The sequence below is a fragment of the Kineococcus siccus genome, from assembly GCF_009906795.1.
Lineage (GTDB): Bacteria > Actinomycetota > Actinomycetes > Actinomycetales > Kineococcaceae > Kineococcus > Kineococcus siccus.
Map to the genome: position 1 here is coordinate 1 of NZ_JAAALN010000099.1, position 15,634 is coordinate 15,634.

Below are 15,634 nucleotides of genomic sequence, written 5' to 3' on the forward strand. Positions count from 1 at the left end.
CCTGGGACGTGGGAGCGTCAGGCGACCGCCGACACCCACCACCACGCACCGCGGGACCCGCGCGGGGCGGGGGCGGGCGGGGTCGTGGTCTCCACGTCGGCAACCCTACTGCGCCCCGGACCCCCCGCCGCAAGGGCCGCGGCGGGCGGGGTGGCGGCAGGGCCGGACGGGTGACGCCGGGCCCGCGGAGGACGGTCGGGCGGCCCGCGTGCCGATACCGGTGGTTCCGCTGCAACCACTCGGCGGGACGGGCAGGGGCTGGTGAGGACGTGCGGGACGTGGGGACGACAACGGGGGTCCGTCGGGTCGGGGGGCGCGTCGCGCCCGTGCGCGTGCTCTCGCGCCTGCTGTCGCGGCGGGTCACGTCGCGGGTCGCCACGGCGGGTCTCGTCCTGGTGCTGGTCGTCCTGACCGCCTTCTCCGTCACGGCGGCCGTGAGCAACGCCCGGGCCACCGACAAGGCCCAGCGCAGCGCCGCGGTGGCGCACTGGGCCGAGCAGGCCGGGCGCTCCCTGCTGGCGCAGGAGGACGCCGCGGACACCCTCGTCGCCGAGGGCGGCGCGGACGCGCAGGCCGAGTACGACGAGGCCGCCGCCGCCACCCGCACGGCGCTGCAGGAGCTCGGCCGGGCGGCGGGGGCCGCGCAGGCCGAGCGCGTCGCCGGCTGGCTGGCCCTGCACGCGCGCTACGAGGTCGCCGTGGCGGGTCTGCTGGCCGTCTCGACGCAGGCCCCGGCCGCCGCGGAGGAGTACGAGGAGGACTTCGTCGACCCGCACTACGAGGCGATCGAGGACGTCGTCCAGCGCGCGGTCGAGGACCAGCGCACGGAGGCCGGCGCCGCCCTGGCCGACGTGGCCCGCTCGCAGCGCCTGCTGCTGCTCGCGACCCCCGCGGTCTTCGGGGCCGGGCTCGCCCTGCTCGGCGTCTTCCTCGGCGTGCTGACGCGCAGCCGCCTCCAGGTCAGCGCCCAGGCCGCGGAGAACGAGCACCAGGCGCTGCACGACGCGCTCACGGGCCTGCCGAACCGCACGCGCCTGCGCCAGGTGGGGGAGCGGGCGCTGCGCGCGGCCGCCGTCGACGGGCCGGGCCGCGACCGTGCCGTGGCGCTGCTGCTCATCGACCTCGACCGGTTCAAGGAGATCAACGACACGCTCGGCCACGCCTACGGCGACGTGGTGCTCGTCGCGGTGGCGCAGCGCCTGAGCGCGGTCGTGCCGGCCGGCGCCACCACCGCCCGGCTGAGCGGTGACGAGTTCGCGCTGCTGCTGCCCGCCTGCGCCGGCGAGGACGCCGCGCTGGAGACCGCGCAGCGCGTGCACGCCGCGCTCCAGCGGCCCGTGCAGGTGGAGGGCGTCCTGCTCAGCGTGGAGGCCAGCGTCGGGGTCGTCGTCGCGAGCCCCGGGCAGGACGACGTCGGGAAGCTGCTGCAGCACGCGGACATCGCGATGTACGCGGCCAAGGAGCGCGGTTCCGGCGTCTGCCTGTACGGACCGGAGTTCGACGTCCACAACGCCGAGCGGCTGAACCTGCTGGGCGAACTCCGCCGCGCCGTGGAGGAGGGGGAGCTGGTGCTGCACTACCAGCCCAAGGTGTCCCTGTCCGGGGAGCCGGTGGACGCGGTCGAGGCCCTCGTCCGCTGGCAGCACCCGCAGCGCGGGCTGCTGGCCCCCGACGTGTTCATCCCGCTGGCCGAGCGGACCGCGCTGGTCCACCCGCTGACCCGCCACGTCGTCGACGCCGCGCTGCAGCAGTGCGCGCGCTGGCGCGCGGCGGGACGCGTGGTGCGCGTCGCGGTGAACGTCTCGGCGCGCAACCTGTGCGACGACTCCCTCGCGCCGGACGTGGCCGCGATGCTCCGGCGCTGGGGGGTGCCGGCCTCGTGCCTGGAGCTGGAGATGACGGAGAGCGCGATCCTGGCCGACCCGGCCCGGGCGCGCAGCGTCCTGCAGGACCTCGCGGACCTGGGCGTCACCCTCGCGATCGACGACTTCGGGGCCGGGTACACGTCGCTGGGGCTCGTGAAGGACCTCCCGGTGCACACCCTGAAGATCGACCGGTCGTTCGTGTCGGCGATGGGCGCCGACGGTGCCGACGCCTTCATCGTCCGCTCGCTCGTCGACCTCGGGCACCACCTCGGCCTCAGCATCGTCGCGGAGGGCGTGGAGGACCGGTGCACGGCCGACCTCCTCGTCGCCCTCGGCTGCGACGTCGCCCAGGGCTACCTCTACAGCCGGCCGCTGCCGGCTGCGCAGCTGGAGGCCTGGCTGGACACGGCCGGGCTGGACGCGCAGCGCCCCCTCGTCCCGGCCACCCCGAGCCGACCGCGCCGGGAGTCACTACCGTCGGCACCGTGACCGGCACCGACACCCCGCAGCAGCCCACGATCTTCGTGATGTACGGGGCCACGGGCGACCTCGCCCGCCGCCTCGTGCTGCCCGCCTTCTTCGAGCTGGCGCGCCAGGGCCTGCTGCCCGAGCAGTGGCGCCTCGTCGGCTCCAGCCGCGGCCAGCTGACCCACGAGGAGTTCCGCGGGCACGTGCGCGAGGCGCTCGAGGAGTTCGGGCCGCAGCCCGGCGACGGGCCGTGGGACGACTTCAGCGCCCGGCTGCTGTTCGCCGGCGGGGGTTTCGCGTCCTCCGACCCGGGTCACCTCCCCGAGGTGCTCGCGCAGGCGCGCGGCGAGGTCGGCGGCGACGGCCGGCTCGTGCACTACCTCGCCGTCCCGCCCGGGGTGTTCCTCGACCTGACCCGGGCCATGGCCGAGCACGGGCTCGTCGAGGGGGCGCGGGTCGTCTACGAGAAGCCCTACGGCACCTCCCTGTCCTCCTTCGAGGAGCTGGACGCCGAGGTGCAGCGCGTCTTCGGCGAGGACCAGGTCTACCGGATCGACCACTTCCTGGCCTTCGAGGCCGTGCAGGACGTCGTGCACGCGCGGCTGGCGAACCCCTGGCTCGCGGCGCTGTGGAACCGCGAGCACGTGGCCCAGGTCCAGATCGACATCGCGGAGACGCTCGACGTCGCGCAGCGCGCCTCGTTCTACGACGCCACGGGCGCGTTCCTCGACATGATCGTCACCCACCTGTTCCAGATGGCCGCCACCGTGGCCATGGAGCCGCCGGCCGACCTCGAGCCCGGAACGCTGCAGGCCGCCCGGGACGCTGCGCTGCAGCACTTCCGGGCGCTCGATCCCGCTGAGGTGGTCCTCGGGCAGTTCGAGGGGTACCGCGAGATCGACGGCGTGGGCGACGACTCGAGCACCGACACGCTCGCCGCGGCGCGGTTGTGGATCGACGACGACCGCTGGCGCGGCGTGCCGTTCCTGCTGCGCAGCGGCAAGAAGATGGCCGCCGACGAGCAGCGCATCACCCTGGTCCTGCGGCCCGTCGCCGACGGCCCGCGCGCCGGGGAGCAGGCCGGCGGGGTCCCCGCCGCGGTGAGCTTCGACCTGCTGGCCGACCGGGTCGAGGTCTCGCTCGTGCTGCGCCGCCCGGGCGTCGAGGGCGGCACGGCCGTGGGGACCGCGGCCGTGGACCTGCGCGGCCTCGACGGTGCGACCCCGGCCCTGCCCTACGTCCACCTCATCCACCACGTCCTCGCGGGGGACCGCTCGCTGTTCACGGGCGTCGGGGGCCTGCGTGCGGCGTGGACCGCCGTCGAGGGGTTCTCGGCGCACCGGCCCGCCGTGCTGCCCTACCGCGAGGGCAGCTGGGGCCCCGACGACGTCGACCGGCTCGCGGAGCCCGGGGCCTGGTTCCTCGGGTGACGCCGCCCGCCGGCGTCGTGGTGCGGCCCGCGGTCGACGCCGACGCGGGGGAGCTGCTGACCGTGCAGCGGGCCGCGTTCGTCGCCGAGGCGCAGCGCTACGGCGACCCGTCGCTGCCGCCGCTGCGCGAGGACGTCGCGGCGGTCCGCGCGGCGATCACGGCCGACGACGTCGTGTGCCTCGTCGCGCTGCGCGGCACCCGCCTGGTCGGCACCGTCCGGTTGCACGTCGAGGGCTCGCTCGGTCACGTCGGCCGCCTCGCGGTCGCGCCGGACCAGGAGCGGCTCGGCATCGGGACGCACCTGCTCGCCGCCGTCGAGGCCGCTGCGCCGCAGGAGGTCACGGAGTTCCGCCTGTTCACGGGCGGCGACAGCGCCGCGACCGTCGCCCGCTACGAGCGGGCCGGCTACCACCGCACGCGCACGAGCGTCGACGACCGCGGGGTCCCGCTGGCGCACCTGGCGAAGGTGCGCTGAGCCCGCCGGTCCGCCTACGCGGCCAGCAGCACGACCGGCCGCACGAGGAGCTGCCCGGGGACGCCCCACCGGCCGTGGTGCAGCGCGCGCACCACGGCGCGCGGCGGGCAGCGCCGGGAGAGGACGACTCCGGCGAGCACGACGGAGACCGCCGAGCAGGCCACGACCGAGGGCTGGTGCGTCGCGAGGCCGTAGGCCGTCCAGGTGGCCGCCGACACCTGGGTGAGCAGGAAGGTGGCGGGGGCCAGCCCCGTGAGGGGTTCGCGGCGCAGCACCGTGCGCACCTGCGGCAGCATCTTCACGAGCGTCACGGCGGTCGCCGCGACGCCGACCAGCCCGGCTCCGCCCAGCACCGCCGCGGCCGCCACCACGGCCGCCCACACGGCGCAGGCCCACCACGTCCGCGACAGCCGCAGCCGGAGCCGGCGCGCACACAGGACCGCGGTGGTCACCGCGCACGCGACGCCGGGCACGTTGGCGAGGAGCTGGGCGGGGTCGAGCAGCAGGACGCCGTAGGTCAGCCACGTGCCCGAGGACAGCACGCCCAGGACGGCCGAGGGGTAGGAGAGCCCGGTGGCGTCGGGGCTGCGCAGCAGCCGGAGGACCTGCGGGACACCGGTGACGACGCCGAGCGCGGCGGCCACGAGACCGAGGAGGGGGACGAGGGAGAGGGCGGGCACGTGCCTCTGTCTCGTCCCCCCGCACGGGGTCCCTTGAGCCCGGGCCCGTGCGTGAGACCCGGGTCACACGTCGGCCCACCCGCCGTGCACGGGCGGCCGGGCCCCGACAGACTCAGGGGCCCGACCGACTCGGGCCCTCGCACACTGGTGGCGCGACCGACCCGGCGCCGCCCCGCCCCCGGACCGACCCGCGAGGAGACGCCCGTGACCGTCCTGGCCGCCTACCTGCCCGAGAAGGGTGGCCGGGCGACGCTGCAGCTCGGAGCCGTCCTGGCCCGCGGGCTCGGCGTGAAGCTCGCCGTGGCCACCGTCGTCCCGAAGCCGTGGGACGCCGACGCCTCGGCCCGCCCCGACGAGGGGTTCCGGTCGTGGTCGCAGCAGCTGGCGACCACGGCCGCCGACTCCGCGCGCGCCCACCTGGCGCAGGTCGCGCCCGACGTGGGCGTCGAGGTGCACCACCGCGTGGGCCGCTCGGTCTCCGCTGCGCTGGTGGACCTCGCGGCCGACCTGGGGGCGGCCACCCTCGTCCTCGGCTCCTCCGCCGACGGCCAGCTCGGGCAGGTCGTCGTCGGCTCGACCGCGGACCGGTTGCTGCACTCCTCACCCGTGCCGCTGGCGCTCGCGCCCCGCGGCTACCGCGAACCGGCCGCGCCGCCCGCGGGCGGTGGCTCGCGGCTCGGGCGCGTCACCTTCGCCGCGTCGGGGCGCCGCGACGCCGACGGGGTCGTCCGGGCGCAGGCGCTCGCGGCCGGCCTGCGGGTGCCGCTGCGCGTCGTCTCGCTCGCCGTGCGCGGGCGCACCACCGTGCCCGCGGCCAACGGCCCGGGCGCCGAGGACGAGGTGCTGGCGGCCTGGAGTCGCTGCGCGCCGCGGGGCTCCTGGGCGCCGACGTCCCCGCCGAGGTGGTGGCCGGTCGCGGCTGGCGGGAGGCCGTGGACGCCGTGGAGTGGGTGGCCGGTGACCTGCTCGTCGTCGGCACCCGGCCCGCGGGTCCCGTGGCGCGCGTGTTCCTCGGTTCCCGCGCCACGAAGATCCTCCGGCACTCCCCGGTGCCCGTCGTCGTGTTGCCCGGCTGAGGCCGGTGGGTCCGGGGCGGCTCAGCGGGCGAGGACCGTCCCGGGCAGGTGCCGGACGGGTTCCGTCGTGTCGCGCACGAGGGCCCGCAGCTCCTCCAGCGACCCCGTGAGGTCGCCGTGCGCGCGGGCCTGGACCAGGACGTTGCCCAGCGCCGTGGCCTCCACGGGACCCGCGACGACGGGCAGCCCGCACGCGTCGGCGGTCAGCCGGCACAGCAGCTCGTTGCGGGCACCGCCGCCGACGAGGTGGACGACGTCGACGTGGTGCCCGGACAGCCGCACGGCGTCGGCCACGGCGCGCGCGAACGCCTGCGCCAGGCTGTCCAGGACGCAGCGCACCACCTCCGCGGGCTCCTGCGGCGGGCGGGCGCCGGTCTCCGCGGCCGCGGCGCGGACGCGGGCGACCATCGGCCCGGGCGGCAGGAACCGCGGGTCGTCGATGTCGACCACGGGCCCGCCGGGCGGCACCGCGGCCGCGGCCGCGAGCAGCGCCGCGAGGTCCTGCGGACCCTGCTCGCCCGACCACTCCGCGACGCACTGCTGCAGCACCCACAGGCCCATGACGTTGCGCAGGTAGCGGATCCGCCCGTCCACGCCGCGCTCGTTGGTGAAGTTCGCCGTGAAGGAGTCCGCGGTCAGCACCGGGTCGGCGAGTTCCACGCCGACCAGGCCCCAGGTGCCGCAGGCGATGTAGGCGAACCGCTCGTCGCGGGCCGGCACGGCCACGACGGCCGAGGCCGTGTCGTGCGAGCCGACCGCGACGAGCTGCAGCCCCGCCGGCAACCCCGTCTCGGCGAGGACGTCCGGGCGCAGGCCGCCCAGCACCGTCCCCGGGTCGTGGACCGGCGGCAGCAGCGAGGCGGGGACCCCGGCGAGCGCCACGAGGTCGTCGGCCCACCGGCCCGTGCGCACGTCGGCGAGACCGGTGGTGGAGGCGTTGGTGGCCTCCGCCCCGAGGACCCCGGACAGCCAGAACCCCAGCAGGTCGGGGATCAGCAGCAGCCGGTCCGCGACGCCGAGCAGCGGCCCGCGCCCCTCCGCGATGAGCTGGTACACGGTCGTGAACGGCAGGTGCTGCAGCCCGTTGCGCCGGTACAGCTCCGCGGCCGGCATCCGCGCGAACACCGTCTCGGCGACCCCGTCGGTGCGCGGGTCGCGGTAGTGCCGCGGCGTGCCGAGCAGGCTGCCGTCGGCGGCCAGCAGGCCGTAGTCGACGGCCCACGTGTCCACGCCCACCGAGACCGCGGCGGCGCCCCGCGGGTGCCGGGCCACCGCGCCGAGGCCCGTGAGGACCTCGCGCCACAGCCCGACGGCGTCGGTGTGCAGCCGGCCGGCGACGGGCACCGCCCCGTTGCCGAAGCGGTGCACCTCCTCCAGCGCCAGGTGGCGCCCCGAGGAACTGCCGGACCCGGCCTGGGCGGCCGAGCCGAGCATCACCCGGCCGCTGGAGGCGCCGAGGTCCACCGCGACGTGGACGGACATGTCGTCCCCCGCCCCGCGCGCTAGCGCAGGAACGCGGCGGCGACGCCCGCGTCCACGGGGATGTGCAGGCCGGTCGTGTGCGAGAGCTCCCCGGCGGTCAGCACGACGACCGCGTTCGCGACGTGCTCGGGCAGCACCTCGCGCTTGAGCAGGGTCCGCTGCGCGTAGTACGCGCCGAGCTCCTCCTCCGGCACGCCGTACACCTTGGCGCGCTGAGCGCCCCAGCCACCGGCGAAGATGCCGGACCCGCGCACGACGCCGTCGGGGTTGATGCCGTTGACCCTGATGCCGTGCCCGCCCAGCTCCGCGGCCAGCAGCCGCACCTGGTGGGCCTGGTCGGCCTTCACCGCGGAGTAGGCGATGTTGTTCGGCCCCGCGAACACGGAGTTCTTCGAGGAGATGTAGACGACGTCCCCGCCGAGGCCCTGGGCGATGAGGACGCGCGCGGCGGCCTGCGAGACGAGGAACGACCCCTTGGCCATCACGTCGTGCTGCAGGTCCCAGTCCTTCTCCGTCGTCTCCAGCAGCGGCTTGGAGATCGACAGCCCCGCGTTGTTCACGACCAGGTCGAGGCCGCCGAAGGCGAGCAGGGCCTCGTCGACGGCGGCGGCGACCGCGGCGGCGTCGGCGACGTCCGCGGCCACACCCACCGCGATGTCGGCGCCCCGCGGGCCGGCGATCTCCGCCGCGGCGGCCTGCGCCTTCGCCAGGTCGAGGTCGGCGACGACGACGCACGCGCCCTCCGCGGCCAGGCGCGTCGCGATCGCCTTGCCGATGCCGGAGGCGGCGCCCGTGACCAGGGCGATGCGGGTGGCCAGCGGCTTCGGCGCCGGCATCCGGGCGAGCTTGGCCTCCTCCAGCGCCCAGTACTCGATGCGGAACTTCTCCGCCTCGTCGATGGGGGCGTAGGTCGAGACGCCCTCGGCGCCGCGCATCACGTTGACGGCGTTGACGTAGAACTCCCCGGCGACGCGGGCGGTCTGGCCGTCCTTGCCGTAGGTGAACATCCCCACGCCGGGGACGAGGACCACGAGCGGGTCCGCGCCGCGGATCGCGGGGGAGTCCGGCGTCGCGTGCCGGTCGTAGTAGGCCTGGTAGTCCGCGCGGTAGGCCTCGTGCAGTTCGGCCAGGCGGGCCGTGCACTCCTCGACCGTCGCGGTGGGCGGCAGGTCGAGCAGCAGCGGCTTGACCTTGGTGCGCAGGAAGTGGTCCGGGCAGGACGTGCCGAGCGCCGCGAGGCGCGGGTGCTCGGCGCGGGAGAGGAAGTCGAGCACGACCGTGGCGTCGGTGAAGTGCCCGACCTGCGGCCGGTCGTGCGAGGCGATCCCCCGCAGGACGGGCGCCAGGGCCGCGGCCCGCGCCCGCCGCTGCTCGGGCGGCAGCGCCTCGTAGCCGGGCAGGACGGGGCCGAAGGGCTCGGCCTCGGAGTGGTCGGTGAGGAACGCCTCGGCGGTCTCGATGATCCAGCGGGAGTTCGCCTCGGCCTCGGCGCTCGTCGCGCCCCACGCGGTGATGCCGTGCCCGCCGAGGACGCAGCCCCGGGCCGCGGGGTTCTCCCGCTGGATCGCGGCGATGTCCAGACCCAGCTGGAACCCGGGGCGGCGCCAGGGCACCCACACCACCGCATCGCCGTAGACGCGGCGGGTGAGCTCCTCGCCGTCGGCGGCGCAGGCGATCGCGATGCCCGCGTCGGGGTGCAGGTGGTCGACGTGCGCGGCGTCGACGAGGGCGTGCATGGCCGTGTCGATCGACGGGGCCGCACCCCCCTTGCCGTGCAGGCAGTAGTCGAACGCGGCGACCATCTCGTCCTCGCGCTCCACCCCTCCGTCAGGGCCCGCGTACACCCCGCGCAGGGCGCGCACGCGGTCCAGGCGCAGGACGGCGAGGCCCGCCTCGGTCAGCGTGCCCAGGTCGCCGCCGGAGCCCTTGACCCACAGCAGCTCGACGTCCTCACCCGTCACGGGGTCGGGTGCCGTGCCCTTGGCCGAGGTGTTGCCGCCGGCGTAGTTGGTGAACCGCGGGTCCGCGCCGAGCGCGTGCGAGCGCGCCAGCAGCTGCTCGACCACGGGCCCGTCGGCCGAGGACCCCGCGACGACGTCCCCCATCACGCTCCCCAGCCGGCCTGGCGGCCACCGACGCGGTCGGCCGCGGTCCGCTCCGCGTACCCGGAGGCGAGGTAGGCCGCCATCGGGTCCGGCGCCAGCCCCGTCTCCTCGCGCAGCTGCGCGAGCAGCGGGCGCACGTCGGTCGCGTAGGCGTCCATCAGGACGTCGTTGGCGGCCAGCACGTTCCCGGCCCGCTGCGCCTCGCGCAGCGCGTCGCGGTCGACGAGCAGGGCCTTCGCCGTCGCCTGCTGGACGTTGGTCACCGAGCGGATCTGGCCGGGGATCTTCTCCTCGACGTTGTGGCACTGGTCGAGCATGAAGTTCACGCCGGACTCGGGCCGCAGGGCGTCGGACCGCACGATCTCGTACATGATGCGGAACAGCTGGAACGGGTCCGCCGCACCGGCCATGAGGTCGTCGTCGGCGTAGAACCGCGAGTTGAAGTCGAAGGCGCCGAGGCGGCCGGCGCGGAGCAGCTGCACCACGATGAACTCGATGTTGGTGCCGGGTGCGTGGTGGCCCGTGTCGAGGACCACGTTCGCCCGGTCGCCCAGGGCCATGCAGTGCAGCAGCGACGTGCCCCAGTCGGGGATGTCGGTGTGGTAGAAGGCCGGCTCGAAGAACTTGTACTCCAGGACCATCCGCATGTCCTCGTCCAGCAGCGCGTAGACCTGCTGCAGCGACTCGGCGAGGCGGTCCTGGCGGTCGCGGAGGTCGTCCTGGCCCGGGTAGTTCGTGCCGTCGGGCAGCCAGAGCTTGAGCTCCTTCGACCCCGTCGCGCGCATCACGTCGACGCACTCGGCGTGGTGGGCGACGGCCCTGGCCCGCACGGCCGGGTCGGGGTGCGTGAGCGAGCCGAACTTGTACTCGTCGTCCTGGAAGAGGTTGGAGTTGACCATCCCGATCGAGACGCCGACGTCGGCCGCGTGCGCGGCGAGCTCGCCGTAGTCGTCCACCCGGTCCCACGGGACGTGCAGCGACACCCGCGGCGCGATCCCGGTGTACCGGTGCACCTGCGCCGCGTCGCTGACCTTCTCGAACGGGTCGCGCGGGGTCCCGGGCGTGCCGAACACCTTGAACCGCGTCCCGGAGTTGCCGAACGCCCACGAGGGCAGCTCGATGGTCTGCCGGCGCAGAGCCGTCAGCACCGCTTCCTGGGATGTCATGGGGACCTCACTCCGTCGGGGGCTGCGCTCACGGTAGCGACAGGTTGACACGTTTCACAACGCTTCGCCGCTCGCCCGCCGACACCCGTTGACCCGCGCTCGGTGCGGCTCCTAGGGTCGGGAGGTCGCCTCGTGAAACGTCTCAAGCCCCGTCGCCCCGGCGCCGTCCCCGGCCGGGCACCCACGCACGGAGGAACCATGCCCAGCTGGCAGGCCACGATGATCGCCGCCGACGCCGACCACGACGGGGCGCCGCTCCTGCGGCGCCGCTTCACCCTCGACGAGGGCCACGGCGAGGTGCGGCGCGCGGTCCTGCACGTCACGGCCCGCGGCGTGGTGGAGGCGCACCTGGACGGCCGGCCCGTGTCCGAGGACGTGCTCAGCCCCGGCTGGAGCAGCTACGAGTGGCGGCTGCGCTACCGCACGCACGACGTGACGGCCGCGCTGTCGGGCGGCGGCGAGCACGTGCTGGGGCTCGCGCTCGGCAACGGCTGGTCGCGCGGGCGGCTCGGCTGGAGCGGTCGCGGGGCCTTCTACGGCGACGACCTCGGCGGCTTCGCGCAGCTCGAGGTCGAGTTCGCCGACGGCGCCACGCAGGTCGTCGTGACGGACACCGCGTGGGAGTCGCACGCCTCGGCGGTGACCGCCAACGACCTCTACGACGGCCAGAGCACCGACGCGCGGCGCCACGACCCGTCGTGGGCCTCCCCGGCGGGCAGCCGCGACGGGTGGGGCGGGGTGCGGGCGCTCGAGTTCGACACCTCGGTGCTGACCGAGCACGTCGGCCCGCCCGTGCGGCGGCAGGAGGCGCTGCCCGCGAAGGAGGTCTGGACGTCGCCGTCGGGGCGGACGCTCGTCGACTTCGGGCAGAACCTCGTGGGCTGGCTCCGGTTCACGGTGCAGGGCGAGGCGGGCTCGGTCATCACCCTGCGCCACGCCGAGGTGCTCGAGCACGGCGAGCTGGGGGTTCGTCCCCTGCGGTCGGCGAAGGCGACCGACACGTTCACGCTGTCGGGCGGCGTCGACGTGTTCGAGCCCACGCTCACCTTCCACGGGTTCCGCTACGCCGAGGTCGAGGGCTGGCCCGGGGAGCTGCGGGCCGGGGACCTCGAGGCGGTCGTCGTGCACTCGCAGCTGCGGCGCACGGGGGAGTTCGCGTGCTCCGACGACCTGCTGGAGCAGCTGCACCGCAACGTCGTCTGGGGGACGCGGGGGAACGTCCTGGACGTCCCGACCGATTGCCCCCAGCGCGACGAGCGGCTCGGCTGGACGGGGGACCTGGCGGCCTTCGCGCCGACCGCGGCCTACCTCTTCGACGTCCAGGACTTCCTGCGCGACTGGCTGCGCGACCTCGACGCCGAGCAGCGCGCGCACGACGGCCTCGTCCCGTTCGTCGTCCCCGACGTGCTCAAGTTCATGGAGCACCCGCCTGAGTTCTCCGGCGCGGACAGCACCGCGCTGTGGTCCGACGCCGCCGTCTGGGTGCCGTGGGCGCTGCACCAGGCCTACGGCGACGACGAGCTGCTCGCGGAGAACTACCCGGCCATGACGGCGCACGTCGACCGGGTCGCGACGCTGCTGTCCCCGACGGGGTTGTGGGACACGGGTTTCCAGTTCGGGGACTGGCTCGACCCCGACGCCCCGCCGGACGCCCCGGCCGCCGCCAAGGCCGACACGGGCGTCGTGGCGACCGCCTGCCTGCACCGCTCCGCGACGACGACAGCGCAGGCCGCCCGCCTGCTCGGCCGCACCGAGGACGCCTCGCGGTTCGAGGAGCTCGCGCGGCGCGTGCACACGGCCTTCGGTGAGCACTACGTCGACGCCGACGGCCGGGTCACGAGCGACTGCGCGACGGTCTACGCGCTCGCGATCGAGTTCGGACTGCTCGGGGGAGCGCAGCGGGAGTGGGCCGGGAACCGGCTCGCCGAGCTCGCCGAGCAGGCGGGCCACCGCGTCTCGACGGGGTTCGCGGGAACCCCGTTCGTCACCGGCGCCCTGTCCAGCACGGGCCACCTCGACGTGGCCTACCGGTTGCTGATGGAGCGCGAGTGCCCGTCGTGGCTGTACCCCGTGACGATGGGCGCCACCACGGTGTGGGAGCGCTGGGACTCGATGCTGCCGGACGGGTCGATCAACCCGGGCCAGATGACGAGCTTCAACCACTACGCCCTGGGCGCGGTCGCGGACTGGATGCACCGCACGATCGCGGGTCTCGCCCCTCTGGAGCCCGGGTACGCGCGCTCGCTCGTCGCCCCGCAGCCCGGGGGCGGCCTCACCTGGGCGCGCGGGTCGCTCGACACGCCGCACGGCACGCTGGCCGTGCACTGGCGCCTCGAGGACGGCGACCTCGCGGTCGACGTCACCGTGCCCGCGGGCACCACCGCCGTCCTGCGGTTGCCGGGACGGGCCGAGGAGGAGCTGGCGGCCGGCGAGCACCACCGCGGTCCCGCCTGATCCCACTCCCGCCCCCGAGACGCACCACTCGTACTGTCCCCGCACGCTCGACGAGGAGATCCCGTGCCCATCGGCGCCCGTTCCACCACGGGGTGGAAGGCGACCACGTCCGTCGCCATGTCGAACTACATCGAAGCCGGTTCGATCATCGCGATCGCGGTGAGCCTGACCGCCTGGCAGGAGCGCTTCGGGGTGAGCGACGCAGCGGTCGGCGTGCTGGCGGCGGTCTCGGCCAACGCCTTCGGCGCGGCGGTGGGGGCGGCGGTCGGTGGACCGCTGTGCGACCGGCTCGGCCGGAAGTTCATCTACACCTACGACCTCGTCCTGTACATGGTCGGCGTGCTGCTCGCGGCCTTCGCCGTCAGCTACTCGATGCTCCTCGTCGCTTTCGTCCTCACGGGCATCGCCGTCGGCGCGGGAGTCCCGGCGTCGTGGACCTACATCGCGGAGGAGGCGCCGGCGGACGCGCGCGCCCGGCACGTGGGCACCGCCCAGCTGGCCTGGTCGCTGGGGCCGGTCATCGGGTTCTCCCTCGCGGTGGCGCTCGGTCCCCTCGGGCTGCTGGGGAACCGGATCATCTTCCTGCACCTCTTCGTCGTCGCCGCCGTCACCTGGTGGGTGCGCCAGGGGCTGTCGGAGTCGGCGATCTGGAAGGACGACCGGGCCGCGTCCGCCGCCGGTTCCCTGCGGGCCTCGGGGAGCGGGCTGCGGGGGTTGTTCTCCCGTCGCGCCAACGTCAGCGCGCTGCTCTTCCTCCTGGGCGTCTACGCGTTCTGGGGGATCGTCGCCGGCCAGGCGGGCATCTTCATGCCCCGCGTCTACGCGGCGGCCGGCGTCACGAGCAGCACCGAGCAGAACCTGCTGCAGGTGCTCGTCTGGGTGTGCACGGTGCTGGCGACGGCCTTCGGGTTCATGAGGTACGGCGACCGCGTCAGCCGGCGTGCCCTGTACGCGCTGGGCGCGGGGATGGGCGTCGTGGCCTGGGTCCTGCTCGTGTTCGCCGACGGGTCGCTGCCCACCCTGCTGGGCTACGCCGTCGTGTGGGGCCTCGCGGCGGGGATCGGTGCGCAGGCGTTCTACAGCGTGTGGACCTCGGAGCTGTTCGCCACGCCCTACCGCGCGAGCGCCCAGGGGGTGCTGTTCTTCGTGGCCCGCTGCGCGGTGGGGCTCGTCAGCTACGGGTTCCCGGTCCTGCTGACGCAGCGCGGTGTCCCGTTCGTCGGCACCATCATGATCGGCCTGCTCGTCGTCTCCTTCGTCGTCGGCACCGCGTTCGCCCCGCGGACCCAGGGCCGGACGCTGCAGGAGATCGAGGCCGGCCGCTACGGCGAGGTCCTCGACCCGGCCGCTCCGGTCCCGCGGTGAGCCGCGGCGGGGTGGGACGCTGAGCACGTGGCGACCGTCAAGGAGGTGGCCCGGCGGGCGGGGGTCTCGCTGGGCACGGTCAGCAACGTCCTGAACCGCCCCGAGGTCGTGTCGGAGCAGCTGCGGACGCGGGTGCAGCAGGCGATCGACGAGCTCGGCTTCGTCCGCAACGAGTCGGCGCGGCAGCTGCGGGCCGGGGTCAGCCGGACCATCGCGATGGTCGTGCTCGACGTCGCCAACCCCTTCTTCACCGACGTGATCGCCGGGGCCGAGGAGCTCGCGGAGCAGCACGACGCGCTGGTCGTCATGTGCAACAGCGCCAACTCCGCCGAGCGGGAGGCGCGCCACCTGCACCGCCTCGACCAGCAGCGGGTGCTGGGGGTGCTGCTGACCCCCGTGAGCGGCGCCCCGACGGCCGCGCTGCGCGACGTGCGGGCCCACGGGACGCCCCTCGTCCTCGTCGACCGCGTCGCCGCGGTCCCCGAGCACCCGTCCGTGGCGGTCGACGACGTCCTCGGCGGGCGGCTCGCGGGGGAGCACCTGCTCGGGGCCGGGCACCGGCGCATCGCGTTCGTCGGCGTCCCGCCCGGGCTGCGGCAGGTCGACGACCGTCGCGACGGCCTCCGGTCCGCGGCCGGGGGCGACGTGGTGGACGTGCACTCGAGCGGGATGTCGGTGCGGGCCGGGTCCCAGGCCGCGGCGCGGCTGCTCGGGGACCCGCCGGCCACGCGCGCCACCGCGGTCTTCTGCGCCAACGACCTGCTGGCCCTCGGCGTGCTCAACGAGTGCGTCCGGCGGGGGGTGCGCGTGCCCGACGACCTCGCGATCGTCGGCTACGACGACATCGGCTTCGCCGCGACGGCCAGCGTCCCGCTCACCTCGGTGCGCCAGCCCCGGCAGCTGCTGGGCCGCACGGCCGTGGAGCTGCTGCTCGCCCAGGTCGAGGGCCGGCCCGCGCAGCAGGTGGTGTTCGAGCCCGAGCTCGTCGTGCGCCGCTCGACGTCGCGGCGCTCGCGCGCGCCCGCGCTCACCGTGCCGGCCGATCGCGGGGGCGGAGCGGGCGGCAC

The 15,634-nt window shown here is 75.4% G+C and carries 10 protein-coding genes and 1 pseudogene; 7 read left to right on the forward strand and 4 right to left on the reverse strand.

Translation table 11 applies throughout. The features are described 5' to 3' along the window. Positions 1 to 326 precede the first annotated feature (326 nt). From GTR02_RS12235 to GTR02_RS12245, 3 genes are read left to right on the forward strand one after another with little or no spacing between them, the layout of a single operon-like run. Complete coding sequence (locus tag GTR02_RS12235) at positions 327 to 2,354, forward strand: EAL domain-containing protein (RefSeq protein ID WP_166607778.1); 2,028 nt, start codon at positions 327 to 329, stop codon at positions 2,352 to 2,354. A gap of 38 nt (positions 2,355 to 2,392) precedes the next feature. Then, a complete protein-coding gene (locus GTR02_RS12240) occupies positions 2,393 to 3,763 on the forward strand; it encodes a glucose-6-phosphate dehydrogenase (protein ID WP_166607786.1) in 1,371 nt (456 codons plus the stop codon). Further along, positions 3,760 to 4,239, forward strand: a complete 480-nt coding sequence (locus tag GTR02_RS12245; protein WP_166607779.1) for a GNAT family N-acetyltransferase — start codon at positions 3,760 to 3,762, stop codon at positions 4,237 to 4,239. The genes GTR02_RS12240 and GTR02_RS12245 overlap by 4 nt, the downstream gene beginning before the upstream one ends. Before the next feature lie 14 nt (positions 4,240 to 4,253). Here the strand turns inward: GTR02_RS12245 and GTR02_RS24440 are convergent, their stop codons facing one another. Further along, positions 4,254 to 4,919, reverse strand: coding sequence for a SemiSWEET family transporter (locus tag GTR02_RS24440; protein WP_166607780.1), 666 nt, complete (start codon positions 4,917 to 4,919; stop codon positions 4,254 to 4,256). A 204-nt stretch (positions 4,920 to 5,123) separates the two neighbouring features. Between GTR02_RS24440 and GTR02_RS24445 the strand changes: the two are divergent. Further along, positions 5,124 to 5,995: pseudogene (locus GTR02_RS24445) on the forward strand (universal stress protein). Between the two features lie 21 nt (positions 5,996 to 6,016). Here GTR02_RS24445 and GTR02_RS12260 read toward each other — a convergent pair. The 3 genes from GTR02_RS12260 to rhaI are packed head-to-tail and all read right to left on the reverse strand — an operon-like array spanning position 6,017 to position 10,748. Next, entirely contained in the window at positions 6,017 to 7,477 is a 1,461-nt protein-coding gene (locus GTR02_RS12260) for a rhamnulokinase (RefSeq protein ID WP_166607781.1), read from the reverse strand. Positions 7,478 to 7,497: 20 nt separating this feature from the next. Next, positions 7,498 to 9,582 (reverse strand): bifunctional aldolase/short-chain dehydrogenase, encoded by a 2,085-nt coding sequence (locus GTR02_RS12265; RefSeq protein ID WP_166607787.1) that lies wholly within the window; start codon positions 9,580 to 9,582, stop codon positions 7,498 to 7,500. Then, on the reverse strand, positions 9,582 to 10,748 hold the full coding sequence (gene rhaI, locus GTR02_RS12270; protein WP_166607782.1) for an L-rhamnose isomerase: 1,167 nt from the start codon (positions 10,746 to 10,748) through the stop codon (positions 9,582 to 9,584). Before rhaI ends, GTR02_RS12265 begins: the two co-directional genes overlap by 1 nt. Positions 10,749 to 10,946: 198 nt before the next feature. On the opposite strand from rhaI, the gene GTR02_RS12275 reads away from it, so the two are divergent. The 3 genes from GTR02_RS12275 to GTR02_RS12285 form a co-directional block, all read left to right on the forward strand. Beyond that, the gene (locus GTR02_RS12275) at positions 10,947 to 13,202 is read left to right on the forward strand and encodes a family 78 glycoside hydrolase catalytic domain (protein ID WP_166607783.1); all 2,256 of its coding nucleotides are present in this window, start codon (positions 10,947 to 10,949) and stop codon (positions 13,200 to 13,202) included. A 63-nt stretch (positions 13,203 to 13,265) separates the two neighbouring features. Then, positions 13,266 to 14,567, forward strand: coding sequence for an MFS transporter (locus GTR02_RS12280; RefSeq protein WP_166607784.1), 1,302 nt, complete (start codon positions 13,266 to 13,268; stop codon positions 14,565 to 14,567). 27 nt (positions 14,568 to 14,594) lie between these two features. Then, on the forward strand, positions 14,595 to 15,634 hold a 1,040-nt coding region (locus GTR02_RS12285), incomplete at its 3' end, for a substrate-binding domain-containing protein (RefSeq protein ID WP_166607785.1).

What these genes read in the sequence shown, in the direction of transcription:
- rhaI (WP_166607782.1), bottom strand. Translation starts at nt 10,748, where the DNA reads ATGACATCCCAGGAAGCGGTGCTGACGGCTCTGCGCCGGCAGACCATC.
- GTR02_RS12275 (WP_166607783.1), top strand. Translation starts at nt 10,947, where the DNA reads ATGCCCAGCTGGCAGGCCACGATGATCGCCGCCGACGCCGACCACGAC.
- GTR02_RS12265 (WP_166607787.1), bottom strand. Translation starts at nt 9,582, where the DNA reads ATGGGGGACGTCGTCGCGGGGTCCTCGGCCGACGGGCCCGTGGTCGAG.
- GTR02_RS12240 (WP_166607786.1), top strand. Translation starts at nt 2,393, where the DNA reads ATGTACGGGGCCACGGGCGACCTCGCCCGCCGCCTCGTGCTGCCCGCC.
- GTR02_RS12260 (WP_166607781.1), bottom strand. Translation starts at nt 7,477, where the DNA reads ATGTCCGTCCACGTCGCGGTGGACCTCGGCGCCTCCAGCGGCCGGGTG.